Origin of the sequence: Peterkaempfera bronchialis, from assembly GCF_003258605.2 — a bacterium.
In the GTDB taxonomy this organism is placed as follows: Bacteria; Actinomycetota; Actinomycetes; order Streptomycetales; family Streptomycetaceae; genus Peterkaempfera; species Peterkaempfera bronchialis.
The window spans coordinates 409,835-434,371 of record NZ_CP031264.1 but is presented as its reverse complement, the minus strand read 5'-3'; the positions used below and the strand labels follow the sequence as shown (position 1 = coordinate 434,371).

Below are 24,537 nucleotides of genomic sequence, written 5' to 3'. Positions count from 1 at the left end.
ATCCTCGGGGGGCCGGCCCCTTGACATCGCGGCGCCTGTTGTGGCTGGTCAGGGCGGTGAAAGGGCCCCTTTGACCCTCCGTCATAGTGGGCGCCATGGACTATGACGTAGTGGTGGCCGGAGGCGGCCCGGTCGGACTGATGCTGGCCTGCGAGCTCCGGCTCGGAGGCGCGCGGGTGGCCGTCCTGGAGCGTCTCACCGAAGTGAAGAAAGGCTTGGCGCCAGTTTTCGTATCGTTGTTCCTCGCCCCCGTACCAGGAAGCAGAACGCCATGACCGAGACCGACATCCGCCCCGCCCGTCCCGCCGAGATCCCCGACCTGCTCGCCTTCTGGGGGCACGCCGCCGAGGGGAAGAGTGTCACCGACGACGAGGACGGCCTCGCCCAGCTGCTGGCCCGTGACCCCGAAGCGCTGATCGTCGCGGAACAGGACGGCCGCCTGGTCGGTACGGTGATCGCCGGCTGGGACGGCTGGCGGTGCCACCTCTACCGGCTGGCCGTCCACCCCGACCATCGGCGGCAGGGCGTCGCGACCGCCCTGCTGGACGCCGCCGAAGCCCGCTTCCGGGCCCTCGGTGGACGTCGGGGCGACGCCATGGTGCTCGACCGCAACACCCTGGGAGCCTCCGCCTGGCAGGCCGCCGGCTACGCCCCCGACGCCGCCTGGACCAGGTGGACCAAGCCCCTGCCCACCGCCGCCGGCTGACCGGACGTCGCGGCCCCGCCCCCGTTGTCAGTGGCGGCGCGTAGCGTCATACCCGGCAGCCAGGGAGCCGACGACAGGGGGGAGGCGCGCCATGCCGCACATACCCGCGGCGGTGCTGCATCGGGTCCGCGACGAGATCGACGTACTGCGCACCGGGGCCGCCCCGGTGCCGGGCAGCCTTGTCCGGCTGCGCGGCCTCGGGCCCCGGCTCACCGCCCTGCTCGCCGAGCTGACCGCCGCCGGCGTCCCCGCCGCACGGCTCACCCCGCTCTGGGCGGCGGCCGAACTGCTGCAACCGCTCACCGACGGCGTGGACCCCACCCCGGCGGAGGCCCAGGCACTCGCCGAACAGACCGCCGACCTGCTCGCCACCTTCGCCACCGCCGAGCACCGCCCGCCCGATGACACCTGACACAGCCGCGCGTACGGGGGTGCCCCTGGTCGGCAGGCCGACCAACCCGGCGATGCGGGCACAGTGGCCGCAGAACCGCCCGGCCCCGGCGGGTGGGCGGGGCTTCAGCCGGTGGCCACCGGGAGCGGGGCTGGCGCGTGGTGGGCGGTGAAGCGGGCTGCGTCCCAGGTGCCGCCGAGGCGGGGGGCCAGGCCGGTCCGGGCGGTGGCCAGGAAGGCTGCGCCGCCGGCGGCGGCGCAGCCCTCGGGCAGTGCGCCGAGCAGGGGCGCCCCGGCGACGGAGGGCAGGTCGGCGAGGTTGCAGCGGGCCGCCAGGTCGGGCGCGGCAGGCCAGCAGCCGACGACCACACCGAGCAGCGGCAGGCCCCGGTGGCGCAGGGCCTCGGCGGTGAGTGCGGTGCCATTGAGGGTGCCCAGTCCGGCCGGGGCGACGGCCAGGACGTCGACGGGCAGGCCGCGATCGGCCATCGCCCGGGCGGCGTCCGCCAGGGTGTGCCCGGCGTCGTCGTACCGGACCAGCAGCCCGCCCGCGCCCTCGACCAGCACCAGATCGTGGCACTCCGTCAGCCGTGCGGCCTCCTCGGCCACCGCCCCGGGGCCGATTGGCGGGAGGCCGCAGCGGCGGGCGGCGGTGTCCGGGGCCAGCGGCTCGGGGTAGCGGGCCAGTTCGCGGCCCGTCACCGGACCGGCCAGCCGGGCCACCTCCGCCACATCCCCGGCGTCACCCGGGGCCACGCCGGTCTGCGCGGGTTTGAGTACGGCCACCCGACGGCCCGCCGCCAGCGCCAGCGCCGCGACGGCCGCCGTGACGACCGTCTTGCCGATCTCGGTACCCGTCCCGGTGACGACCAGTACGCCCATGTCCCTGCTCCGTTCCCGCTATCCGGCGGCGGCAGCCGCCACGACCGCCGCCCCGACCCGGGCCAGGTCGTCGTCGCCGGTGACATACGGCGGCATGGTGTACACCAGGTCGCGGAACGGCCGCAGCCACACCCCGTGCCGAGCCGCCGCGAGGGTCGCCGCCGCCATGTCCACCGGGTGGTCCAGCTGGACCACGCCGATCGCGCCCAGCACCCGCACATCGGCCACGCCCGGCAGTCCGGCGGCGGGGGCGAGCCCGTCCCGCAGCCCGGCCTCCACCCGCTTGACCTCGCCCCGCCAGTCCTGTTCCAGCAGCAGCCCGGTCGAGGCGAGCGCGACCGCCGCCGCCAGCGGGTTGCCCATGAAGGTGGGCCCATGGGCGAGCACCGGCACCTCGCCGCTGCTGATCCCGTCGGCCACGCGGGGCGTGCAGAGCGTCGCCGCCATCGTCAGATAGCCGCCGGTGAGGGCCTTGCCCACGCACATCACATCGGGGGTGACACCCGCGTGGTCGGCGGCGAAGAGTTCCCCGGTCCGCCCGAAGCCGGTGGCGATCTCGTCGAAGACCAGCAGCACCCCATGGGCGTCGCAAGCCTCCCGCAGCACCCGCAGATAGCCGGGGGAGTGGAACCGCATCCCGCCCGCACCCTGCACCACCGGCTCCACGATCACCGCCGCCAGCTCATCCGCATGCCGCTCCACCAGCCCGGCCAGCTGCGCCGTATAAGCCGGGTCGACGGGGGCGTCGAAGCCGGCCGGCGGCTCGGCGGCGAAGACCTGATCGGGCAGCACTCCGCCCCAGAGCCGGTGCATGCCGCCGTCCGGGTCGCAGACCGACATGGGGTGGAAGGTGTCGCCGTGGTAGCCGCCGCGCCAGGTCAGCAGCCGGCGCTTGGCGGGGCGGCCGAGCGAGCGCCAGTACTGGAGGCACATCTTGATCGCGACCTCGACCGACACCGACCCGGAGTCGGCCAGGAAGACATGCTCCAGCGGCTCGGGGGTGATCTCCACCAGCCGGGCCGCCAGCCGTACCGCCGGCTCATGGGTGAGCCCGCCGAACATCACATGGCTCATCCGGCCCAGCTGGTCGCGGACGGCCGCATCCAGCACCGGGTGCCCGTACCCGTGGATCGCCGCCCACCACGAGGACATGCCGTCGACCAGTTCCCGGTGGCCCTCGACGGGTTCGGCCAGCCGCAGCCGCACCCCCGAGGCGGACTCCACCACGAACGGGGGGACGGCCGCCGGCATGGCTCCATACGGGTGCCAGACGTGCGCCCGGTCCAGTTCCAGCAGCGTCTGCGGGGTCAGCGGTGCCATCAGGCGTTGGGCGGCAGGTCGGTGCCCGCGCCACGGCGCCGCACCTGGACCAGGTCGGTACGCGCGGCCCCGGCGGTGACCGGCTCGGCAGCCGCGACCGGCTCGGCTGCCGCCGATGCCTCGGAACCGCAGGCCGACGCCTCGCCGCCGCACGGCCCGCAGCCCCCGTGCCCGCTGGCCGCCGCCTCCGCCGCGTCCGTGCGGTGCTGCGGCAGGGTGGTCCGGTCGGTGCCCTCCACCTCGAAGCCGGCGTCCGCGATCATGTCGAGGTCGGCCTGCCCGGCCTGGCCCTCGCTGGTCAGGTAGTCGCCCAGGAAGACCGAGTTGGCCAGGTGCAGCGCCAGCGGCTGGAGGCTGCGCAGATGCACCTCGCGGCCTCCGGCCAGGCGCACCTCCACATCGGGGCAGACGAACCGGACCATCGCCAGGATGCGCAGGCACCGCTGCGGGGTGAGGTTCCACTCCTTGGCCAGCGGGGTGCCCTCGAACGGGATGAGGAAGTTGACCGGTACCGAGTCCGGGTCCAGCTCGCGCAGCGAGAAGACCACGTCGACCAGGTCGGCGTCGCTCTCGCCCATGCCGGCGATCAGCCCGGAGCAGGCCGACAGGCCCGCCGCCTGGGCCTGCTGCACGGTGTCCACCCGGTCCTGGAAGTCATGGGTGGTGCAGATGTCGGCGTACTTGTCGCCCGCCGTGTTGAGGTTGTGGTTGTAGGCGTCGGCTCCGGCCGCCCGCAGCCGCTCCGCCTGGTTGTCGGAGAGCAGCCCGAGGCAGGCGCAGACCTCCACGCCGTCGTTCTGCCCCTTGATCGCGGCGATGGTGTCGGCGACGCGGTCGATGTCCCGGTCGGTCGGGCCGCGCCCGCTGGCCACCAGGCAGACCCGCTTGGCGCCGCCGGCGACACCGGCGGCGGCGGCCTGTGCGGCCTGGTCCGGCTTCAGCCAGGTGTACTTGAGGATCCCGGCCTGGGAGCCGAGCCGCTGCGAGCAGTAGGAGCAGTCCTCGGGACAGAGGCCGCTCTTCAGGTTGACCAGGTAGTTGAGCTTCACCCGGCGGCCGAACCACTGCCGCCGTACCCGCCCGGCGGCGGCCACCACGTCGAGCAGTTCGTCATCGGAGGTGGCCAGTACGGCCAGTGCCTCCTCCCGCGTGGGGAGCTCGCGGCGAAGGCCCTTGGCGACCAGCGTGTCCAGGAGATCCATGGGCCAGATCCTGCCTCCGGAGGCGGAGACCCGCCAGAGCGGAACCTGCCAGAAGATCGGCGCCCGGCTTTGACCGGTTGTCACAGCTCCACCGCGCACGGTAGTGACGCAGGTCACGGAGGTGGGACCAGGCGGCGGACGGCTCCCCCCTCGTGTCCGTTCATGATCGGTCCGCATAGACTCCGGTGCCATGACACACCAGGGGGAGGGCGTCGGCCCGCACCGCGACCCAGCACAGGACTCGGACCCGGCACCGGATTCGGACCCGGCACAGCCCCAGGACGGGCCCGAAGCCCCGGCCCGCCTCCGGCGACGCCCCTCGCCCCGGCTCTGGGCGGCGCTCTCCTGCGTGGTGGTGGTGGGCCTCGGCACGGCGCTCTGGGTGGACCACTCCGACGGCGGCGGGCTGCTCGGCGGATCCCAGGACGCCGCCGGGGCGGGCCTGTCGGCCGGGCCGGACCCGGCGTCCACGGCCTCCGCAGACCCCGACGCCTTCGGGGTCGAGCACTACTTCCCGGCGACCGACGCCGTCGACGAGGGAGCCGTCCAGGCCCGCCGCAGCACCTCCCGGCAGGGCGCCGACTGCGGTGAGGTCCTTCAGGGCAAGGCGGCATCGAAGCTGGGCAAGCTCGGCTGCACCGGCTATGTCGGCGCCACCTACACCCGCGCGGACGGCGAGGTCCTCACCACCGTCACGGTGCTCCGCTTCAAGGACGACGGGACCGCGCGCAAGGCCGCCACCGCGCTCAACGGCGCCGCCGCCTCCTCCGATGTCACCTTCGCCCTCCCCGACGACCCCGCCCAGGACGGCGCCGAGGCCCCCGTGCCGCCCGCCCCCGACGCGCTGTTCACCCGGGTCGCGGCGGTGCGCGGCTATGTCACCGTCACCAGCTCCGCCTTCCGCGACGGCCACAAGCCCGGCGTGCTCGACCAGGACCAACTGGCGGAGGCCACCCGCGCGGTCGCCTATACCGCCGGCGCCCAGTTCATGTGGCTCTGAGCGCCGAGCTCCACGGCACCGACCGAGCGCGCCGCCGTCAGAGCCGGTCCACCCCCGTCAGAGCCGGTCCACCGCCGTCACCCGGACCACCGCCCGGCCGGCGTCGTCCGAGGCGGCCAGGTCGACCTCGGCGGTGATGCCCCAGTCGTGGTCGCCCGCCGGGTCGTCGAAGACCTGGCGCAGCCGCCACAGCCCGCGCTCCTCCTCGATCAGCAGCAGCTTGGGCCCGCGCGCGTCCGGCCCGGTGCCCAGGTCGTCGTGCTCGTCCCAGTACGCGTCCATGGCGTCCGCCCAGCGGTCCGCGTCCCAGCCGAACTCCCCGTCCAGCGCGCCCAGTTCGTCGTACCGCTCCAGCGCAGCCAGCTCCACCCGGCGGAACATCTCATTGCGCACCAGCACCCGGAACGCCCGCGCATTGGCGGTGACCGGCGTGGTCCGCTCCTCGATGGCGACCGGGACGCCGTCCTCCTCGGACGGGTTGGCCAACTGCTCCCACTCGTCCAGCAGGCTGGAGTCGACCTGCCGGACCAGCTCGCCCAGCCAGGCGATCAGGTCCTTGAGGTCGTCGTTCTTCACATCCTCCGGCACCGTCTGCTCCAGCGCCTTGTAGGCGCCGGCGAGATAACGCAGCACCAGGCCCTCGCCGCGCGCCAACTCGTAGTGGCCCACGTAGTCGGCGAAGGTCATCGCCCGCTCATACAGGTCGCGGGCGACCGACTTGGGCCGCAGCGGGTGGTCCCCAATCCAGGGGTGGGCGCGGCGGTAGACGTCGTAGGCGTGGCTGAGCAGCTCCTCCAGCGGCTTGGGATAGCCGATCTCCTGGAGCCGCTCCATCCGCTCCTCGTACTCGACGCCGTCCGCCTTCATCTGCGCCACGGCCTCACCGCGCGCCTTGTTCTCCTGCGAGGCCAGGATCTGCCGGGGGTCGTCCAGCGTGGACTCCACCACCGAGATCACATCGAGGGCATAGGTCGGCGACGCCGGGTCCAGCAGCTCGAAGGCGGCCAGCGCAAAGGTGGAGAGCGGCTGGTTGAGCGCGAAGTTTTCCTGCAACTCCATGGTGAGCCGGACGATCCGGCCCTCGGAGTCGGGCTGCGGCAGCCGCTCCACCACGCCCGCGTCCAGCAGCGAGCGGTAGATGGCGATGGCGGTGCGGATGTGGCGCCGCTGCGCGGACCGCTCCTCGTGGTTGTCGGTGAGCAGCCGCCGCATCGCCTCGAAGGCATTGCCGGGTCGGCCGATCACCGAGAGCAGCATCGCGTGGCTCACCCGGAACCGGGAGACCAGCGGCTCCGGCTCGGCGGAGATCAGCCGCTGGAAGGTCTCCTCGCCCCAGTTGACGAACCCCTCCGGAGCCTTCTTGCGCACCACCTTGCGGCGCTTCTTGGGATCGTCGCCCGCCTTGGCCAGCGCCTTCTCGTTCTCCACCACATGCTCGGGCGCCTGCGCCGCCACCTGCCCCACGGTGTCGAACCCGGCCCGCCCGGCCCGGCCCGCGATCTGGTGGAACTCCCGCGCCCGCAGCAGCCGCACCCGCTGCCCGTCGTACTTGCTCAGCGCGGTGAAGAGCACCGTGCGGATCGGCACATTCACCCCGACGCCCAGGGTGTCCGTCCCGCAGATCACCTTGAGCAGTCCGGCCTGCGCCAGCCGCTCCACCAGCCGCCGGTACTTGGGCAGCATCCCCGCGTGGTGCACCCCGATCCCGTGCCGCACATAGCGCGACAGATTGCGGCCGAACCTGGTGGTGAAGCGGAAGTTGCCGATCAGTGCGGCGATGGCGTCCTTCTCCGCCTTGCTGCACATGTTGATGGACATCAGCGACTGGGCCCGCTCCACGGCGGCCGCCTGGGTGAAGTGCACCACGTACACCGGGGCCTGCCCGGTGGAGAGCAGCTCCTCCAGGGTGTCGTGCATGGTGGTGCGCCGGTACTCGTAGAAGAGCGGCACCGGCCGCTCCACCGACTTCACCACCGTGGTCGGCTTTCCGGTGCGGCGGGTCAGATCCGCCTCGAACCGGCGGACGTCGCCCAGCGTCGCCGACATCAGCAGAAACTGCGCCTGCGGCAGCTCCAGCAGCGGCACCTGCCACGCCCAGCCCCGGTCCGGCTCGGCATAGAAGTGGAACTCGTCCATCACCACCTGGGAGATGTCGGCCCGCTCGCCGTCCCGCAGCGCGATGGAGGCCAGCACCTCGGCCGTGCAGCAGATCACCGGCGCGGTCGGGTTGACGCTGGCGTCGCCGGTCATCATCCCGACGTTGTCGGTGCCGAACATCTTCACCAGCTCGAAGAACTTCTCCGAGACCAGCGCCTTGATGGGCGCGGTGTAGAAGGTCCGCTCGCGCCGCGCCAGCGCGGTGAAGTGCGCCCCCGCCGCCACCAGGCTCTTGCCGGAGCCCGTCGGCGTGTTGAGGATGACGTTCGCCCCGGAGACGATCTCGATCAGCGCCTCCTCCTGGTGGGGGTACAGCGTGATCCCCCGCTCCTCGGCCCAGCCGGCGAAGACTTCGAAGAGGGTGTCGGGATCAGCGCTGCCGGGCAGCTCGTCGATGAGGCTCACCGCCCCATACTGCCTGGCCGGGCCGCACCCGGGCAAAGCTCGGCAGCCGCCTCCCGGCCCGACCGGGCCCGAGCGGACTCCGGCCGGACCCGAACAGGCCCCAGCGACCTCGTCAGCCCCGCCGCACCGGCACCCGCACCGGCACCCGCAGCGGCGCCCGGAAGGAGAGCAGCCCCAGCATCGGCGGCGGGCCGCCCGCCAGGTCCGCCCGTACGCCCGGCAGCGCCCGCGCCGCCGCCCGCAGCGCCACCGCCGCCTCCGTCCGCGCCAGCGACGCACCGGGGCAGCGGTGCCGCCCGGCACCGAACGCCAGATGGTGGCGGATGTTCTCCCGGTACGGGCAGAGCCGCTCCGGCTCCGCGAACACCTCCGGGTCGGAGCCCGCCCCCATCAGCAGCAGCAGCAACTGCGCCCCCGCCGGCAGCCGCACCCCGCCCAGCTCGGTCTCGGCCGCCGCCACCCGCCGCCAGCTGGTCACCGGAGGCTCACGGCGCAGCACCTCCTCCACCCATGCCTCGGCGAAGCCCGCCTCGCCGCCCGCCCGAGCCCAGGCCCCCGGCTCCTCCAGAGCCCGGCGCAGCACCGTGGCGATCAACTGCCCGGTGGTGGACTGCCCGGCGATCAGGACGAAGAAGCAGACCGCCACCGCCGTCGCCGCGTCCAGCGGGGTGCCGTCCGGCAGCCGGTGGACCGCCAGGGCGCCGATCAGGGTGTCCGAGGCCGCCGGGGCCTCCGCCACCCGCGCCACCAGCCAGCGGTGGAAGTCGGCGACCGACTCCGCCAGCTCCACCTGCCGCTCGGCCGACGACCGCCCCCAGAACAGCTCCAGCGAGTCATCGCTCCAGCGGACCAGGGTCAGCGGGTCCACCCCGTCGACTCCGAGCAGACGCATCATCACCAGGCAGGGCAGCAGCCGGGCGAAGTCCGGCACCAGGTCCGCCCGCCCGGTCCGGTCGAGCCGCTGCCGTACCCCGGCCAGCAGCCCGCCGGCGACCTCCTCGGCCACCGGCACAGCCGCCGCCACCCGCGCGGCATTGAAGAACCGGGTCACCAGGCGGCGCAGCCCCGCATGGCTCGGGCCGCCGTTGTCGGCCAGCGCCGGGGGCAGCGTGAAGCCCGCCCGGGCCAGCACCCGGAGCGCCGCCACCGGCAGTGCGGAGACCGCCAGCTGCGCGTTGTCCGGCCGGAACGCCACCGGGTCCAGCAGGACCTGCCGCACCTCCGCATGACGGCTCACCAGCCAGAGCCCGGTGCCCGCGTCCCGGTGCACCGGGGCCTGCTGCCGCAGCGCCGCCAGCACCGGGTGTGGATCGTGGACGAACGGCTCGCCGAAGAGGTCCAGCGGCCCGTACCCGCTCGGCGTATCCACCCCAGGGCCGGGCGCGGCACCGGGGAGCTGCGCGACGGTCATGCCGGGACGCTAACACGCGCGCCGCGCCCCGCCGACGTGATCAGGAACGCGTTGCCGCGCCCCGGCGGCGCATGCCACAGTGCGCTCCATGGCCCACCCCACCGCCACCGATCCGGCCCCGGCCACCGGCCCGGATCAGGCCGCAGCCCCGGACCCGGGAGCCGTCTTCGACTGGCTGGACCGCCGCGCGGCGCTGCGGGCCCGCGCCGGGCTGACCCGCACCCTGCGCAGCCGTCCCGCCGACGACCCGGTGCTGGACCTGGCGAGCAACGACTACCTGGGCCTGGTCCGCCACCCCCGGGTGACCCGCGCCGCCGCCGACGCCGCGCTGCGCTGGGGCGGTGGGGCCACCGGCTCCCGGCTGGTCACCGGCACCACCGAACTCCACACCGAACTGGAGCGGGAACTCGCCGACTTCTGCGGGGCCGAGGCCGCGCTGGTCCTCTCCTCCGGCTACGCCGCCAACCTCGCCGCCCTCACCGCGCTCACCGGGCCGGGCACCCTGATCGTCTCCGACGCCTACAACCACGCCTCGCTGATCGACGGCTGCCGCCTCTCCCGGGCGGCGGTCCGCCAGGTGCCGCACGCCGACCCCGGCGCGGTGCGCGCCGCCCTGGCCGCCCACGGCGGCGGTCGGGCACTGGTCGTCACCGACTCGCTCTTCTCGGTGGACGGTGACGCCGCACCGCTCCCCGAACTCTCCGCCGCCTGCCGGGCCCATGGCGCCGCGCTGCTGATCGACGACGCCCACGGCCTCGGCGTGCTCGGCCCCGGCGGGGCCGGTGCCCCGGCCGGCTGCGGCCTGGCGGGCACGCCGGACACGGTGGTCACCGTCACCCTCTCCAAGTCCCTGGGCTCCCAGGGCGGGGCGGTGCTCGGCCCCCGGCGGGTCATCCGGCACCTCACCGAGACCGCGCGCACCTTCATCTTCGACACCGGGCTCGCCCCGCCGCCGCCGGGGCGGCCCTGGGTGCGCTGCGGCTGCTGCGCGAGGAGCCGCACCGCGCCGCCCGCGCCCGGCAGACCGCCCGGCAGCTCGCCGCCCGCCTCACCGCCGCCGGACTGCCGGCCAACACCCCCGACGCGGCCGTGGTCTCGGTACGCGCGCCCGCTCCGGAGGCGGCGGTCACCTGGGCCGCCGACTGCCGGGCGGCCGGAGTCGCCGTCGGCTGCTTCCGGCCGCCGTCCGTCCCCGACGGTCACTCCCGGCTGCGCCTGACCGCCCGTGGCGACCTGACCGACGCTCAGCTCGACCTGGCCGTAAACGTGATTTCCCGCACAGCGCCATGGAATGCCGATCCCCGGTAAACCCATGAACGCGCCATTCGGCGGGCTCCATTCGGCCGAATGGAGCCCACGTGGATATCAGCATTCCGGTTCAGCCGATCCGGCCGTACCAGACGCTCTTCGTCCAGATCCGCTCCAGCCGCACCCGTGCGCCGCGGTGCGGTGCGTGCCAGATCCGGCCCGACCCGGCATAGATACCGACGTGGTAAACGCTGGAACCCCGATGGAAGAAGACCAGATCCCCTGGCCGACGGCTGTTCTGCCCGATGTGGCGCGTCTTGTTGTACTGCGCCTGGGCGGTGCGTGGCAGGTTCTTGCCCGCCTTCCGGTACGACCACATCACCAGACCGGAGCAGTCGAACCGGCTCGGTCCGGCGGCCCCGAACACATACGGCGCCCCCCTCTTGGCCGCCGCGATCCGCAGCGCCTTGGCGGACAGCGTCGCGGCGTCGGCCTGGGTGCCGAGCCCGGGTGCCAGGCCCACGCCGGCCACCGCTGCCGCCGTCAGCACGGCGGTGGCTCCGACGCGGTTGATCAGTCGGCCCCGCTGCGGTCCGACGCGACGCCCCTGGTGGGAGGGGCTATCGCTGCCCTCCTCGGCGCCGTCCTGCCCTGCGGGGGCGGGAACGGCCTGGGCGCCGTGGTGCGCGGGGGCATGGGTGCGAGGTGTCGCAGACATGCGAGTCCTTCCGGAACCGCCTGCGAAAGATGACCTGTCGGATTCGGGCACCGAAAGCTGCCCGGCCACCGAAGTGGCTTCACCCCAAGGGGTGGTGATGGGCCCTTGCCGCGGCACTGCCGCGACGGAGGCTCTCCCACCCCGCCGTGCTCGGGTCTCCCGCTCTCGCCGAAATCGAGTTCGCGCCTGGCGTCCGGACCGGTGGCGAGATTAGGCGTCCGGCCGGACCGCCCCGCCATGGTGACGGGGACTTGTCGCGTTCGGCGGCCAGTATTGGCAGATTTCTGAGCCATCTTCATCTTGAGGCCGGGGATTGTGACTCTTGTCACCCGGCCGATCGGTAGCTTGAAGGCCAGTTCGCGCCATCGCGTCGGAGCCCTTCCCGGAAGGGTCCGAAGAAATCGAAAACCCGCGTTTCACCTGCGCTTATGCGCCCCCTTGCGAGGGCTCCGAGCGGGGGTTTCCGACCCCGTCTGACGGCCCTTCCGGAACGCTCCGTTCCTGCATTCGGGGTAGTCAACTCCATCAGGTGGGCGACACGCCGGATCCGGGTCCGTCCGGGTGGTCCGTTCACCCGTCCGGGGCGCTGCGGAGGTTGACCCCGTCACGCATCGCGCGCCGACGCGTTGTCAGGGGAGGCATCCGCGCTGGGGGAGTGAGGCCGGGTCAGCTGTTCGACGCCGACCGATGCGCTCGCCCGATGCGCCACCCGCAGCCCCCGCAGTCCCCGCTGTCCCCACGACGCCCGTAGCGGCCCGTCCCAGGGTCTCCGCGCGTGGGTTCGCGCTCCTTCTGCTTCTGTGCGCTGTGGGCGCCTCCATGCGCGCTCGCCGCAAGCGGAGTCCGGGTTGCCACTCGCGACTGGGTCGCGGTAGCGCGTTTACCCCCGCGCATCACGCGATATATCGTGTTCTGGACGCGAGCCCGCCCGCAGCCGCAGGAGTGACCGGTGACCGCTTCCGTACCCGCCCAGAGCCTGGCCCCCGCCGCCCCCGTGGAGATGCGCGCCGCCGACGAGGACCGCGACCGCACCGCCGCCGTGCTCGCCGAAGCCCTCGCCCACGGCCGGCTGGCCCCCGAGGAGCACGCGGAGCGGCTGGAGGCGGCCTACGCCGCCCGTACGCTCGCCGAGCTCGCCCCGCTGACCCGCGATCTGCCCGCCGTGGACCAGCCCGGCGCGGGCGGGCCCTCGGACGGCACCGCCGCGCGGCCGTGGACGGCCGCCGAGCCCGTGGTGGCGGTCCTCAGCAAGCTGCGGCGCGGCGGCCAGTGGCCGGTGCCGCCGAGGAGCGCGTTCCGGGCGCGGTTCGGCGCGGTCGTGCTGGACCTGCGGCATGCCGTCTTCACCCGGCAGGAGGTGGTGATCGAGGCGAGTTCCTTCTGCGGCAAGGTCGAGCTGGTCGTCCCGGACGGCGCCCGGGTGTACGACACCGGCACGGTGCTGCTCGGCAAGCGGTCCACCCCGGTCGGCGGGTCCCCGGCGGCGGCCGACGGCCCGGTGATCCGCATCACCGGCCGCAGCGTCCTGGGCCATATCCGGGTCGTTTCGGAGTACGACGCCCACCACTGGCTGGGCTGACCGGGGACCTCAGAAGCCGAAGACGCCCCCGGACTCTCCGGCGGCGGAGCAGCGGTTGCCGTACGTCCGGGTGAACCGCACCGTGCGGCCGCCCCAGTCGCCCCGGGCCTCGCCCGTGACCGGGGCGTAGATCATCGGGCACATCACCCCGCGCGTCGCCCGCACCGCCGAGAGGTCGCCCCGGGCCGCCCGCAGCGCCGCGCAGGCGGTGGCCGGGTGGGGGTGCGAGCCGCCGTCGGGGTCGCACTCCAGCACCACCGAGCCCTGCACCCGCCCCGAGGTGCTCTCCCCGCTGTGCAGGGTGAGGACCAGCCGGGACCCGGAAGCGGCGGGAACGGCCTCCTGGGCGGGGAGCCCCAGCGCGGCTGCCACCGCCAGCCCGGCGGCGGTGAGGGCGTGGGTCCAGGGCATGGTGTTCCTCCAGGGCGGGCGGGTCCGCGTACGTCGGAGCCAGACCTACCGCAGTCCGCCGTCCGGAGCGCGTCTGATCACCCGTTCGTGGGCGTGCCGCCCGCCCGTACCCGCCCGCCCGTACCCGCCCGGCCCCCGTCCGTGCGCCGCCCGAAGCGGCGGACGAAGCGTCGCTCAGCCGGCCTGCTGGGCGGCGCCGGCGGCGCCCTGGGTCCGTGCCTCCAGCGAGGCGAGGTACGCGTTGTACGCCACCAGCTCGGCGTCGCCGTCCCGGTCCGCCGCCCGGTCGCGGCGCCGGGCCTGCCGCTCCTCCGACCTGGCCCACTGGAAGACCAGCGCGATCAGCACGATCGCCGTCGGGATCTCACCGAAGGCCCAGGTGATGCCGCCCGCGATCTGCTGGTCGGCCAGGGTGTTGGTGCCCAGCGCGGCCGGCGGGTCGGCGAAGGTGCGGACCAGCAGGTGGTTGGCCATCATCACCGCCACGCCGAAGAAGGCGTGGAACGGCATGCCCATGAAGAGCTCCAGGATGCGCATCACATAGCCCGGCCGGTGCGGACCCGGGTCCACCCCCATGATCGGCCAGAAGAAGACCAGGCCGACCGCCAGGAAGTGCACCATCATCGCGATGTGGCCCACCCGGTGTGCCATCAGGAAGTCGAACAGCGGTGTGAAGTAGAGCCCGTAGAGGCTGGCGATGAAGAGCGGGATGGTGAACGCCGGGTGCGAGACCACCCGGAGGTACCGGCTGTGCAGCAGCGCCACCGCGAGTTCGCGCGGGCCCTTGCGCCCCTTGGCGGCCGGCCGCAGCGCCCGCAGCGTCAGCGTGATCGGGGCGCCCAGCAGCAGCAGGATCGGCGAGAGCATGCTCAGCACCATGTGCTGGAGCATATGGGCGCTGAAGAGCACCATCCCGTAGTCGTTGAGCCCGGTGCAGGTGGTCAGCACCAGCGTGGCCACGCCCGAGAGCCAGGCGACCGCCCGGCCCACCGGCCACCGGTCGCCGCGCCGCCAGAGCCGGACCGCTCCGGCGCCGTACAGCAGCAGCGCCACCAGGCTGCCCAGCAGGAAGACCCAGTCCGGCGACCAGGAGAGGGCGGTCGACAGCGAGTACGGTGCGAGCACCCCCCCGTGGTGGTGCATCCCTGCCATGCCGTCACCCATGGGCGGATCCCGCTTTCCCTCGCACCGGCGGCGAAGCGGGGCACAACCCTGGTCCGCTTCGTCCGACTTTCGTCCGCACCAGGGTAGATCCGCCCCCCGGCCGTCCCGCAGCCGGGGGGGCGGGGGTGGCTCAGACGACCGTCTCGGCCTCCGCGTAGCGCTCCGCCGGGACCGTCTTGAGGTCGGCGACGGCGTCGGCCAGCGGCACCAGGTTGATGTCGGTGCCCTGGAGTGCGGTGATGTGCCCGAAGGCGCCCTTGTGCACCGCCTCCACGGCGTGCCAGCCGAACCGGGTGGCCAGCACCCTGTCGTACGCCGTGGGGGTGCCACCGCGCTGCACATGGCCGAGGATGACCGGCCTGGCCTCCTTGTTGAGGCGGTGCTCCAGCTCGCGGGAGAGCTGCGTGGCCACGCCGGTGAAGCGCTCGTGGCCGTAGATGTCGGTGGTGCCCGCCTCCCAGTGCATGGTGCCGGGCTCCGGCTTGGCGCCCTCGGCGCAGACCACGATGGCGAACTTCTTGCCCCGGTTGAAGCGCTCGCGGACGACCTCGGTGACCTTCTCGATGTTGAACGGCCGCTCCGGCACCACGATGGCGTGCGCGCCCGCCGCCATCCCGGCGTGCAGCGCGATCCAGCCGGTGTGGCGCCCCATGAGCTCCACCACCATGACCCGCTGGTGCGACTCTGCCGTGGTCTTCAGCCGGTCCAGCGCCTCGGTGGCCACCGAGACGGCGGTGTCGAAGCCGAAGGTGACATCGGTGCAGGCGATGTCGTTGTCGATGGTCTTGGGCACTCCGACGATGGGCAGCCCGCCGTCGCTGAGCAGCCGCGCCGCCTTGAGGGTGCCCTCGCCGCCGATCGGGATGATCCCGTCCAGGCCGAGGTCCTCGCAGTACTGCCGGGCCCGCGCCACACCGTCGCGCAGATGGCTGGGCTGGACCCGGGTCGAGCCCAGGATCGTCCCGCCCTGGGCGAGGATGCCGCTCACCGAGTCCAGCGTGAGCGGGCGGTGGCTGCCCTCCAGCAGGCCCCGCCAGCCGTCCTCGAACCCGATGATCTCGTCACCGTGGTCGACCACTCCGCGGTGGACCACGGAACGGATCACGGCGTTCAGACCAGGGCAGTCACCGCCGCTGGTCAGCACACCAATACGCATCGCTTTGCAACTCCCGAGCAGAACCGGACGGCCGGACTACCACATTGGAACGACCCCGCCAGCCTAGCGGGCCACTCCGACGCCGGTCTGGCGAGGAGGTTGCCGCAAGGTGACGGAAGCATCGGACCGGATCACAGTCATCCGAGCCGATCATACCGGCCCCGGCGTCCGGCCAGACAGGGGCGGACGCGGAGGCGGCGCCGTCGGCGCCCCCGCGCTGGAGGAGACACGGGGCGCCGGTGGGTCACACCGACGCTCCGTATGAAGATGTCCATGCAGGTGTCACGCGGTTGTCCCGCGCAGCCCTGCCCAGCGTACGGGAGGGCTCCGACGGCGGGTCGGCCGTCAGGCGTTCTGCTGCTGCCGGGTCGCCGCGATCCGCTCCGACCGCAGCGCGTCGTACCAGGTGGTGTCGGTGGGCGGCAGAGCGCTCACATCCAGTGCCAGCTTGAGCAGCAGGTCGGCCAGCGCCGGGTTGCGGGCCATCACCGGGCCGTGCAGATAGGTGCCGAAGACGGTGTCCCGCCAGGCGCCCTCGGTGCCGTCGCCGGTGCCGTTGCCGCCGCCCACCTGCACGGTGGCCAGCGGCGACACGCCCTGCCCCAGGTGGGTGATGCCCTGGTGGTTCTCGAATCCGGTCAGCGGCGGCAGCCCCAGCCGGGGGTCGACCTCCGCCAGGATGTCGCCGACGTTGCGGGCGCCCTCGCCCCGGGTGCTGTGCACATCCAGCAGGCCCAGACCCGCTTCGCGCTGCCCCAGGTCGTTGATGAACTCATGGCCCAGGATCTGGTAGCCCGCGCAGACCGAGAAGACGATGGCGCCGTTCTCCACCGCACGCGGCAGCCCCGGGTCCACCCGCAGCCGCTCGGCGGCCAGCCGCTGCGGCCGGTCCTCGCCGCCGCCGATCAGGTAGATGTCGCCACTGGTGGGGACCGGCTGGTCGGAACGGACGTCGATACGGGTGACGTCCAGGCCGCGCTGCCGCGCCCGCCGCTCCACCACCAGCACATTGCCCCGGTCGCCGTACGTGCTCAGCAGGTCCGGGTAGACCCACACCAGGCGCAGGCTGCTGTCACTCATGCTCGTCCTCGATCTTCCCAGGTCATCCGATGGCCGTCGGCCGGGCCTCAACCCGCCACCGCGCGGCGCAGCTGCTGGAACGCGGTGTAGTTGGCAATCGCCTCGATCCGGCCGGGCGGCGCCGAGCGGGCCACCTCCGCCAAGGAGTCGACCACCTGGAAGTGCAGGCCCGCAACCTCCAGCCGGACCGCCAGGTCGAGCTTGCGCTGCCCCATCACAAAGACCGGGTGCCCCGCCAGCCGCTCATAGTCCACGTCCCACAGCCAGGAGGTGTCGGTGCCGTCCGCGTCCAGCGCGTTCACCGACAGCAGCACCGGCGTGGGCGGCCCGTCGATCAGCGAGAACGTCTCCAGCCAGCCCGCCGGGTTCTTGGCCAGCAGCAGCCGCAGCTCCCGGCCCTCGTATGTCACCACGTCGTACCGGCCGGCCACGGCGGTCACCGACTGCATCCGCTGGAGCGCCATCTGCGGGGCCACCCCGAAGACGGCCGCCACCGCGGCCGAGGTCGCCGCATTGGCGAGGTTGGCCCGGCCCGGCAGCTGCAACTGGATCGGCCAGGCGGCGCCCTGCGGGTCGTACACATGGTCGCCGGAGAGCGCCCAGTGCGGCTGCGGCCTGCGGAAGCCGCACTCCCCGCAGAACCAGTCGTCCCCGGGGCGCTGCATCACACCGCCGCAGGCCGGGCACGACCAGGCGTCCTCCTTCCACGCCTGCCCGGCGGCCACCCACACCACCCGGCGGCAGGACGACGCCGCCCAGGTCACCAGCGGGTCGTCGGCGTTGGCGATCACCACGGCCTCGGTGTCCTGGAGGCCCTCGCGCCACCGCTCCGCCAGCATCCGGGTCTCCGCCGCGCGGTCCAGCTGGTCACGCGAGAGGTTCAGCAGCGCAATCGCCTTGGGACGGGTGTCCCGGGCCACCCCGGCCAGGTACTTCTCGTCCACCTCGATCACGCCGAAGCGGGACTCGCCGCCGCCCGCCAGCGCGGCGGTGATGCCCGCCGGCATATTGGCGCCGAGCGCATTGGAGACCACCGGACCGGCGGCGCGCAGCGCCTCGGCGATCAGCCGGGTGGTGGTCGTCTTGCCGTTGGTCGCGCTCACCAGAACCACGTCCAGGTGTTCGGCGAGCTTGGCCAGCAGGTCGGGGTCGAGCCGGAGCGCGACCTTTCCGCCGATGACCGAGCCGCTGCCGCGACCCGCCGTGCGGGAGACGGCGGCCGCCACCCGGCCCGCTGTGACGGCGATCTTCGCCCGCGCGGGCAGCGACGCGTCGCGCCCGCCCTGCGCCGTGGCCTCCGAACCGGTGCCTGGCATCGTCAGTGGTTCCTCCTCGGTGCGGCGCCACCCGGGGCCGCATCGCGGCCGCTGGGGCAACAGGGACGCCGTCAGCCTACCGACTCCTGCTGCGGGTGCCGCGCGCCGCACCCCCCAGAGATCGTTCGCATCCACCGGATCCGGTTCCGTACGGTGCCTCACCACCCGTTCGCCGACCGCCCCCGCAGGGCATCCGGGCGCACCGCCTAGGCTTGGGCCATGGCATCACCCGGCACCGCACGCGTCCGCATTCCCGGCAGTTCGGGCAGCGTCCATCCGCTGCGCGTGCTGGGTGACCCGGTGCTCCGCGAACCCTGTGCGCCGGTGACCGCGTTCGACGCGGAACTCGCCCGTCTGGTGGAGGACATGTTCGCCACCATGTACGCCGAGGACGGCGTCGGCCTGGCGGCCAACCAGATCGGCGTGCCGCTGCGGGTCTTCGTCTACGACTGCCCCGACGACGAGGACGTCCGGCACCTCGGCAGCATCGTCAACCCGGTCCTGACCGCCGCCGACGGGGTGACCGTCACGGGGGAGGAGGGCTGCCTCTCCGTACCGGGCGTCCGGGCCGGCACGCCGCGCCACGACCGCGCCGTGGTGGAGGGGTTCGACCTGGCCGGGCAGCCGCTGCGGGTCGAGGGCACCGGCTTCTTCGCCCGCTGCCTCCAGCACGAGGCGGGCCACCTCGACGGCGGCGTCTTCCTGGACCACCTCACCGGCCTCCGCCGCCGCCGAGCCCTCCGCACCGCCCGCCGCACCGGCCTCCCCACCCCCTGACCCGCCCAGCCCTGCTACGCCCCGCCCGCGCCTCGCCAGGCTGGTGCTCGCGGCGTTGTCCCGTCCCCGCCCTGCTGGCCCCGCTCGCGCCTCGCGCCTCGCGCCGCGTTCCCGTGCCCGCCCGGTCGTGTCCCGTTCCGCTGGTGTCGCACCCTGTCCAGGGCCCGTCCGTGCCCTGTACCCGTGCTTGCGCCTCGCGCCGTTTTCGCCCGCGCCGCGTTCCCGTGCCCGCCCGGTTGCGCCCCACTCCGCTGGTGCGCGTTCCGACCCTCTACCCGCAACCCGCTCGGTCCCCATGGCCGTCAGTAGCAGCGGGCCGCCAGCAGGGCGATGTCGTCGCCCTTGTCCTCGCCGAAGGCGCTCAGCAGCGCGTCGCACAGCCGCTCCAGGTCGGTCGGCCCCAGCTCCGCCGCCCGCCGCAGCTCTGCCAGGCTGTCGCCCAGGTCGATGCCCCGGACCTCGACCAGGCCGTCGGTGACCAGCAGCACGCGGGTGCCCGGGGACACCGGCTCGGCCAGTGGCTCCGGGTGGCGCAGGCCCAGCCCCAGCAGGGTGCCCCGGGCCGTGGAGTACCGGGCCGGGCCGGCCGGGTCGAGCAGCAGCGGCGGGATGTGCCCGGCATTGGCCACCTGGACCCGGTGCCCGCCCGGCTCCACCAGCACCAGGCAGACCGTCGCCGTCACCCCCGGCTGGAACCGCACCAGCAGCGCGTCCAGCCGGTCCAGTACCTCGCGGGGCCCATGCCCCTCGGCCGCGTAGGCGCGCAGCGCGTGCCGCAGCTCGCCCATCACGGCCGCCGCCTCCAGCGAGTGCCCGGCCACGTCCCCGATGGCCAGCAGCAGTCCCTGGCCGGTCTCCACCGCCTCGTAGAAGTCGCCGCCGATCTCCGCCTGGGAGGACGCCGGCACATACCGCACCGCCAACTCCACCCCCGGCACCTGCGGGAAGCGACTGGGCAGGAAGCTCCGCTGGAGGGTCAGCGCCAGCGAGTGCTCCTCGGAGTACGTGCGCAGCGCCTCCACCGCCATGGCCGAGCCGTGCGCCAGCTGGTTCAGCAGCTCCCGGTCCTCGCCGTCCTCCACGGAGGCCGCCTCCACCGCGAGGCAGAGCGGCGGGCGGGCGCGCTTGGTACGGGCCAGCACCATGCACACATCGCCGCACATCTCGGTGTCGGGCAGCTGCTCCTTCCAGTCGCGGTGCGGCACCACCGCCAGGTCGGCGCCGGTCCGCTCGCCCAGCGCCCAGCCGGAGAGCCAGTGCAGCAGCCCCGCGTGCGCCATCCGGGGCTCGGGGTGGGCCGTCGCCGAGGCGGAGGCCATCCGGAGCACCCGCCCGTCGGGGGCCAGCACCACGGCGCTCGACGGCGAGGTCATCAGCCGTGCCGCGCCACGGGCCGCCGCAGCCGCCAGGGTGTCCACCCGGGTCGCCCCGTACACCGCCAGGGTCGCCTGGTTGAGCTGGGTCATCCGGGCCGCCAGCCGCTCGGCCCGCCGCCGGGCGCGCGCGTACCGGAGCACGGCGGCGACGGTGGCCAGCAGCTCCTCGGGGGCGATGGGCTCGGTGAGGTAGGCGTCCGCGCCCCGGTCCAGCCCCTGGGTGCGGTCGGCCGCCGCCGTCGCGGTGGCGGAGATGTGGACCACCGGCAGCGCCGCCGTGCCGGGGTGGCCCTTGATGTACTCGCAGACCTCGTAGCCGCTCATGTCGGGCAACCGCACATCGACGATGGCCGCGTCGGGCAGGTCCTGCGGATCGGCGAGGAGGGCGATGGCCTGGGCGCCGTCCACGGCCTCGACCACCTGGTGCCCGGCGTGCCGCAGCCAGGCGGCGATGGCGCAGCGGCCCGCCCGGGTGCCGTCCACGACCAGGACCGTCGCGGGGCCGGTCCCGTTCACGGGGCCGCGCCGCCCGTCCGCCTGGCTGCGGGCGGCCTGCTGCCCGGGGCGTACACCGCCCGCCGGGCGTGCCGGTGTACACCCACCGCTGCCCCGATCACCGTGACCGCCGCCTCATGCTTGCGATCCTCGCCCAACCCGGGGCCGCGCGCCAGCGCCGGTACGCCCATTGCCCCCCGTGCGTGCGTCCGAGGGGCCCGCCGCCGGGGCCGCGCGGTGCGGCGTCATGGGCGGTCTCCGCCCAGGCCACACCAGGCCGCAGCGGCCGACCGGCAGCCGGGCAGTCGGGCCCGAACGGGTGGCGAGGGCGTCCCGGCCGGTATCGGCCCGGAGTTCAGACGGAGCACCCCTCGGGGTGCTCGCAGCGGCCGACGCCGTCCGCCGAGAGGCGGCAGACCAGGTCGGCCTGCCGGGCGAGCGCCTGGTCATGGGTGATCAGCACGGTGGTGCGCCCTGCCATCAGACGGCGCAGCGGGTCCAGTACCCGCCGGGCGGCCGGTGCGTCCAGCCCGGCGGTGGGTTCGTCGAGGACCAGCACCGGCGTCGCCCGTAGGAAGGCGCGGGCGATGGCGATCCGGCGGCCCTGGCCGCCGGAGAGCTGGAGCCCGTCCTCGCCCAGCACGGTCTGGTAGCCGTGGGGGAGCGCGCTGATGAAGTCATGCGCGTCGGCGTCCACGGCGGCCTGGCGCACCTCGCTCTCGGTCGCCTCCGGCCTGCCGTAGGCGATGTTGTCGCGGACCGAGGCGTGGAAGAGGTGCGGATCCTGGGGGAGCAGGGTGACGGCGTTCCGTACGGAGGCCGCTGTGACGTCCCTGAGGTCGACCCCGTCCAGCCGGATGGCGCCCGTCTCCGGATCCGGGTCCATGAACCGGACCAGCAGCTTGGCCAGGGTCGACTTGCCCGCGCCGCTGGGCCCCATCACGGCGAGGACCTGCCCCGGTTCCACGTCGAAGGTGACGCTGCGCAGGGCGGGCCGGTCGTGCCGGCCCGGGTAGCTGACCCGGATGTCCTGGCAGCTCAGCCTGCCCTGGACCGCCTCCAGGTCGCGGGCGCCGGGCCGGTCCCGGATGGGCGACTCGGTCGCCAGCAGCTCCATCACCCGCTCGGCGCCGGCCCCGGCGGAGCCGATCACGGTGGCCAGCCCGGAGAGCTGCTGCGCGGGCTCGAAGAGCTGGGCGAGGAACGCGGCGAAGGCGAGCAGCCCGCCGAGGGTGAGCGCGTCGCGGGTCAGCTCGAAGGCGCCGAGGCCCACCACCATGAGCCCGCCGATGACTTCGACCACATTGAGCAGCGGCGGATAGGCGTGGGCGACCCGGGCCGTGGCGAGTTCGGCGCGCAGCAGCGACCGGCCTTCCCGCCGGACCCGCTCCACCTCGCGGTCCTGCTGGTTGTACGCATGCGCGAGGTCGGAGTTGGCGAGGCTCTCCTCCACCACGGCGGTGACCCCGCCCTCGCAGCGGCGGGCCTCGCGGGAGAGCTGCTGGATGCGCGCCCCGAAGCGGCGGGCGGTGAACCAGAAGACCGGGGCGGCGGCGAAGGCCGCCAGCGCCAGCGGCCAGCTGAGGTAGAACGCGGCGCCCGCGAAGAAGACCAGGCTGATCAGTGCCGATGCGGCCTCGATCACCCCGGAGGCCACCAACTGCTCGATCTGGTCGATGTCGGTGGTCAGCCGCGCCACCACATCGCCGTGCCAGCGCCGCCGCAGGGTGTCGGGCGGAAGGGTGTGCAGATGGGAGACGACCTCGGTCCGCAGCCGCAGCAGAAAGCGCTCGGCGACCCGGGTGGCGCTGTACTGGCCGAGGAAGGTGAGCAGCGCCGAGAGTAGGGCGGTGCCGACCATGGCTCCGGCCAGCGGCCAGAAGGCCCCGAAGCGCCGGGGTACCAGGACGTCGTCGATGAGGTTCTTGAAGAGCCACACCGAGGCCACCTCACCGGCCGACCCGGCGACCATCAGGGCGGTGCTCACCGGCAGCCAGCGCCGGTCGGGGCGCACCCACGGCCAGAACCGGCGGAAGACCTCGCGGGCGGGCACCGCAGGCGCCAGCTCCACCGGACTCCGGTCGTCGTCGTCGGCGATGTCGTCGGCGATCCGGAGCGGCTCCTCCGCCATCTGCGCCTCCTGGCACGTCTGCCACCTGGAGCGAGGGTCGGCGGAGTGACCGCCGACCCTCGCAGTGAGGATCTTGTGTGTGGGTTGTGCCTAGTAGCGGTACCGACGGTGGTGCCTGCGGTGGCGCCGGTGGTGCCGCCTGCCGGGACCGTGGTTGCCGCCGAACAGCGCGAAGACGCTCATGGTGGACCTCCCTTCTACGGCTCAGTGGAGGTGAACCTCCGGAGTATGTACGGCGGAAGGGTCGAAAGGGATTTGCCCGATTTGATCCGTCATGGCACGTTTGTTGGGGCTGGATTTCGGATCCCCGCCGAACCGAGGAGTCGCCCGTGTCGTCGGAGAGCACAGCGTCCCGGTACGTGGCCGCCGCCGCAGCGGAGAACCTGTCGGATGAGGCACTGCTGGCAGGGCTGGCAGCCCGCGACCCCGAGATCGCCGCCGTCTTCGTACGCCGCTTCCGCGCCGGGATCTGGGGCGCAGCGGCTTCCGTACTGCACAACCCGCCGCTGGCCGAGGACGTGGTGCAGCAGACCTTCGAGCAGGCACTGCGGCATGCACACGGCTACGACCCGCGCCGGGGGAGCGTACGCCGCTGGATCAATGTCATCGCGCACAACCTGGCGGTGGACATCGTCCGCTCCCGCCGCTGGTCCGTGCCGGTGGACCCGGAGGTGCTGGCGGTGCTCGGGGACAGCCTGACGGAGAGTTCTGAGGAGCAGGCGCTGGCCAGGGAGTCCGCCCGGCTCTGCCGGGCCGCCGTCGCCGCGCTGCCGCATGAGCAGCGGCGGGCGCTGGTGATGGCGGGCCTCTACCGGATGACCGCCCGGGAGGTCTCGGAGTCGGAGCGGATCCCGCTGGGCACGGCCAAGACGCGCATCCGCCTGGCCATGGGCAAGGTGCGCGCGGTGCTGGTCGGTCAGGGCGTCGGGCCCGGCTGAGCCGGGTCCGACCCGGTCCGTACGTCCGAGGCCGCGACCGGGCGGCTCCCCGCCGCCGCCAGCCGGCCCCAGAGCAGGTCGGCCAGCGCCCGGACCATCTCCTCCCGCGAGCAGGGCCGCTGCTCAAGCCACCAGTCGCCGGTGGCCAGCACCATCCCGGTGATGCCGCGCCCCCACGTCTCGGACAGCAGCCCGGCCTCCGCCCCCAGATCGACCTGGAGCCGGACGGCATCGGCGATCTCGTCCGCGATCCGCTGGAGCGCGGGTGCCAGCGGACCGCCCGGCCCCAGCCCGTCGCCCGCCTCGGGGTGGGTGAGGAACCGGTAGACCTGCGGCCGGGCCTCGATGGCGGCCAGATAGGTGTCGAGCACCGCCTCCACCAGGTCCCGCCGCTCCAGCGGCAGCGCCAGCGCGGCCCGTACGGAGGCCAGCAGCCCGGCCATATGGCGCTCCGCCAGCGCCTGGTAGAGGCCGTGCTTGTCGGCGAAGTGCCGGTAGAGGATGGGCTTGGTGATCCCGGCCTCGGCCGCGATGGCGTTCATGCTGGCCCCGGGGCCGTCCCGGCGGATCACCCGGTCGGCGGCATCCAGCAACTGCTCTCTGCGCCCCTCGGCCGCTCCGCCCGCGCCGCTCGCCATTGACATCTCCTACTGACCGGTAACAGACTGCGTCCGA

Annotated in this window: 20 protein-coding genes, 2 pseudogenes and 1 riboswitch; of the genes and pseudogenes, 8 read left to right on the top strand and 14 right to left on the bottom strand. The window is 73.8% G+C overall.

Annotated features, from left to right (window positions below; all coding sequences use genetic code 11):
• Positions 1-95: 95 nt before the first annotated feature.
• The 3 genes and pseudogenes from C7M71_RS01915 to C7M71_RS01905 form a co-directional block, all read left to right on the top strand.
• Positions 96-206, top strand: a pseudogene (locus C7M71_RS01915) (FAD-dependent monooxygenase); the annotation flags it as partial.
• A 65-nt stretch (positions 207-271) separates the two neighbouring features.
• On the top strand, positions 272-706 hold the full coding sequence (locus tag C7M71_RS01910) for a GNAT family N-acetyltransferase (RefSeq protein ID WP_111494757.1): 435 nt from the start codon (positions 272-274) through the stop codon (positions 704-706).
• A 91-nt stretch (positions 707-797) separates the two neighbouring features.
• A complete protein-coding gene (locus C7M71_RS01905; protein WP_111494755.1) occupies positions 798-1,118 on the top strand; it encodes a hypothetical protein in 321 nt (106 codons plus the stop codon).
• Positions 1,119-1,222: 104 nt separating this feature from the next.
• Here the strand turns inward: C7M71_RS01905 and bioD are convergent, their stop codons facing one another.
• The 3 genes from bioD to bioB are packed head-to-tail and all read right to left on the bottom strand — an operon-like array spanning position 1,223 to position 4,500.
• The gene (gene bioD, locus C7M71_RS01900) at positions 1,223-1,978 is read right to left on the bottom strand and encodes a dethiobiotin synthase (protein ID WP_114914131.1); all 756 of its coding nucleotides are present in this window, start codon (positions 1,976-1,978) and stop codon (positions 1,223-1,225) included.
• Positions 1,979-1,996: 18 nt separating this feature from the next.
• Positions 1,997-3,301 (bottom strand): adenosylmethionine--8-amino-7-oxononanoate transaminase, encoded by a 1,305-nt coding sequence (locus C7M71_RS01895; protein WP_111494073.1) that lies wholly within the window; start codon positions 3,299-3,301, stop codon positions 1,997-1,999.
• Complete coding sequence (gene bioB / locus C7M71_RS01890) at positions 3,298-4,500, bottom strand: biotin synthase BioB (protein WP_111494069.1); 1,203 nt, start codon at positions 4,498-4,500, stop codon at positions 3,298-3,300. The genes C7M71_RS01895 and bioB overlap by 4 nt, the downstream gene beginning before the upstream one ends.
• Positions 4,501-4,690: 190 nt before the next feature.
• Here bioB and C7M71_RS01885 point away from each other — a divergent pair, with 190 nt between their 5' ends.
• Entirely contained in the window at positions 4,691-5,500 is an 810-nt protein-coding gene (locus C7M71_RS01885; RefSeq protein ID WP_162824103.1) for a hypothetical protein, read from the top strand.
• Positions 5,501-5,557: 57 nt separating this feature from the next.
• Here the strand turns inward: C7M71_RS01885 and C7M71_RS01880 are convergent, their stop codons facing one another.
• Complete coding sequence (locus tag C7M71_RS01880) at positions 5,558-8,062, bottom strand: DEAD/DEAH box helicase (RefSeq protein WP_111494065.1); 2,505 nt, start codon at positions 8,060-8,062, stop codon at positions 5,558-5,560.
• Between the two features lie 112 nt (positions 8,063-8,174).
• Entirely contained in the window at positions 8,175-9,473 is a 1,299-nt protein-coding gene (locus C7M71_RS01875) for a cytochrome P450 (protein WP_114914130.1), read from the bottom strand.
• 88 nt (positions 9,474-9,561) lie between these two features.
• Between C7M71_RS01875 and C7M71_RS01870 the strand changes: the two are divergent.
• A pseudogene (locus tag C7M71_RS01870) lies at positions 9,562-10,781 on the top strand (8-amino-7-oxononanoate synthase).
• Positions 10,782-10,851: 70 nt separating this feature from the next.
• On the opposite strand, the gene C7M71_RS01865 reads toward C7M71_RS01870, so the two are convergent.
• Entirely contained in the window at positions 10,852-11,439 is a 588-nt protein-coding gene (locus tag C7M71_RS01865; RefSeq protein WP_111491858.1) for a C40 family peptidase, read from the bottom strand.
• Positions 11,440-11,441: 2 nt separating this feature from the next.
• Positions 11,442-11,634, bottom strand: a riboswitch (cyclic di-AMP (ydaO/yuaA leader).
• 754 nt (positions 11,635-12,388) lie between these two features.
• On the opposite strand from C7M71_RS01865, the gene C7M71_RS01860 reads away from it, so the two are divergent.
• Positions 12,389-13,018 (top strand): DUF1707 SHOCT-like domain-containing protein, encoded by a 630-nt coding sequence (locus C7M71_RS01860; protein WP_229758476.1) that lies wholly within the window; start codon positions 12,389-12,391, stop codon positions 13,016-13,018.
• 9 nt (positions 13,019-13,027) lie between these two features.
• Here the strand turns inward: C7M71_RS01860 and C7M71_RS01855 are convergent, their stop codons facing one another.
• The 5 genes from C7M71_RS01855 to C7M71_RS01835 form a co-directional block, all read right to left on the bottom strand.
• Positions 13,028-13,429 (bottom strand): SSI family serine proteinase inhibitor, encoded by a 402-nt coding sequence (locus C7M71_RS01855; RefSeq protein ID WP_111491857.1) that lies wholly within the window; start codon positions 13,427-13,429, stop codon positions 13,028-13,030.
• 174 nt (positions 13,430-13,603) lie between these two features.
• Positions 13,604-14,572 (bottom strand): cytochrome c oxidase assembly protein, encoded by a 969-nt coding sequence (locus C7M71_RS01850; protein WP_111491860.1) that lies wholly within the window; start codon positions 14,570-14,572, stop codon positions 13,604-13,606.
• Between the two features lie 151 nt (positions 14,573-14,723).
• Positions 14,724-15,749: a 6-phosphofructokinase gene (locus tag C7M71_RS01845; RefSeq protein WP_111491856.1), complete on the bottom strand. Its 1,026-nt coding sequence runs from the start codon at positions 15,747-15,749 to the stop codon at positions 14,724-14,726.
• Between the two features lie 345 nt (positions 15,750-16,094).
• Entirely contained in the window at positions 16,095-16,829 is a 735-nt protein-coding gene (locus C7M71_RS01840) for a type 1 glutamine amidotransferase (RefSeq protein WP_111491855.1), read from the bottom strand.
• A gap of 47 nt (positions 16,830-16,876) precedes the next feature.
• Positions 16,877-18,145: a MurT ligase domain-containing protein gene (locus tag C7M71_RS01835; protein WP_111491854.1), complete on the bottom strand. Its 1,269-nt coding sequence runs from the start codon at positions 18,143-18,145 to the stop codon at positions 16,877-16,879.
• Between the two features lie 219 nt (positions 18,146-18,364).
• Here C7M71_RS01835 and def point away from each other — a divergent pair, with 219 nt between their 5' ends.
• Positions 18,365-18,922, top strand: a complete 558-nt coding sequence (def, locus tag C7M71_RS01830; RefSeq protein WP_111491853.1) for a peptide deformylase — start codon at positions 18,365-18,367, stop codon at positions 18,920-18,922.
• 302 nt (positions 18,923-19,224) lie between these two features.
• On the opposite strand, the gene C7M71_RS01825 is transcribed toward def, so the two are convergent.
• Positions 19,225-20,814, bottom strand: coding sequence for a fused response regulator/phosphatase (locus tag C7M71_RS01825; protein WP_111491852.1), 1,590 nt, complete (start codon positions 20,812-20,814; stop codon positions 19,225-19,227).
• Between the two features lie 334 nt (positions 20,815-21,148).
• Complete coding sequence (locus tag C7M71_RS01820) at positions 21,149-22,924, bottom strand: ABC transporter ATP-binding protein (protein WP_111491851.1); 1,776 nt, start codon at positions 22,922-22,924, stop codon at positions 21,149-21,151.
• A 329-nt stretch (positions 22,925-23,253) separates the two neighbouring features.
• Between C7M71_RS01820 and C7M71_RS01815 the strand changes: the two genes are divergently transcribed.
• Positions 23,254-23,862, top strand: coding sequence for an RNA polymerase sigma factor (locus C7M71_RS01815; RefSeq protein WP_229758475.1), 609 nt, complete (start codon positions 23,254-23,256; stop codon positions 23,860-23,862).
• On the opposite strand, the gene C7M71_RS01810 is transcribed toward C7M71_RS01815, so the two are convergent.
• On the bottom strand, positions 23,841-24,500 hold the full coding sequence (locus C7M71_RS01810) for a TetR family transcriptional regulator (RefSeq protein WP_229758474.1): 660 nt from the start codon (positions 24,498-24,500) through the stop codon (positions 23,841-23,843). The two genes, C7M71_RS01815 and C7M71_RS01810, sit on opposite strands and share 22 nt — an antisense overlap.
• Between the last annotated feature and the right edge of the window lie 37 nt (positions 24,501-24,537).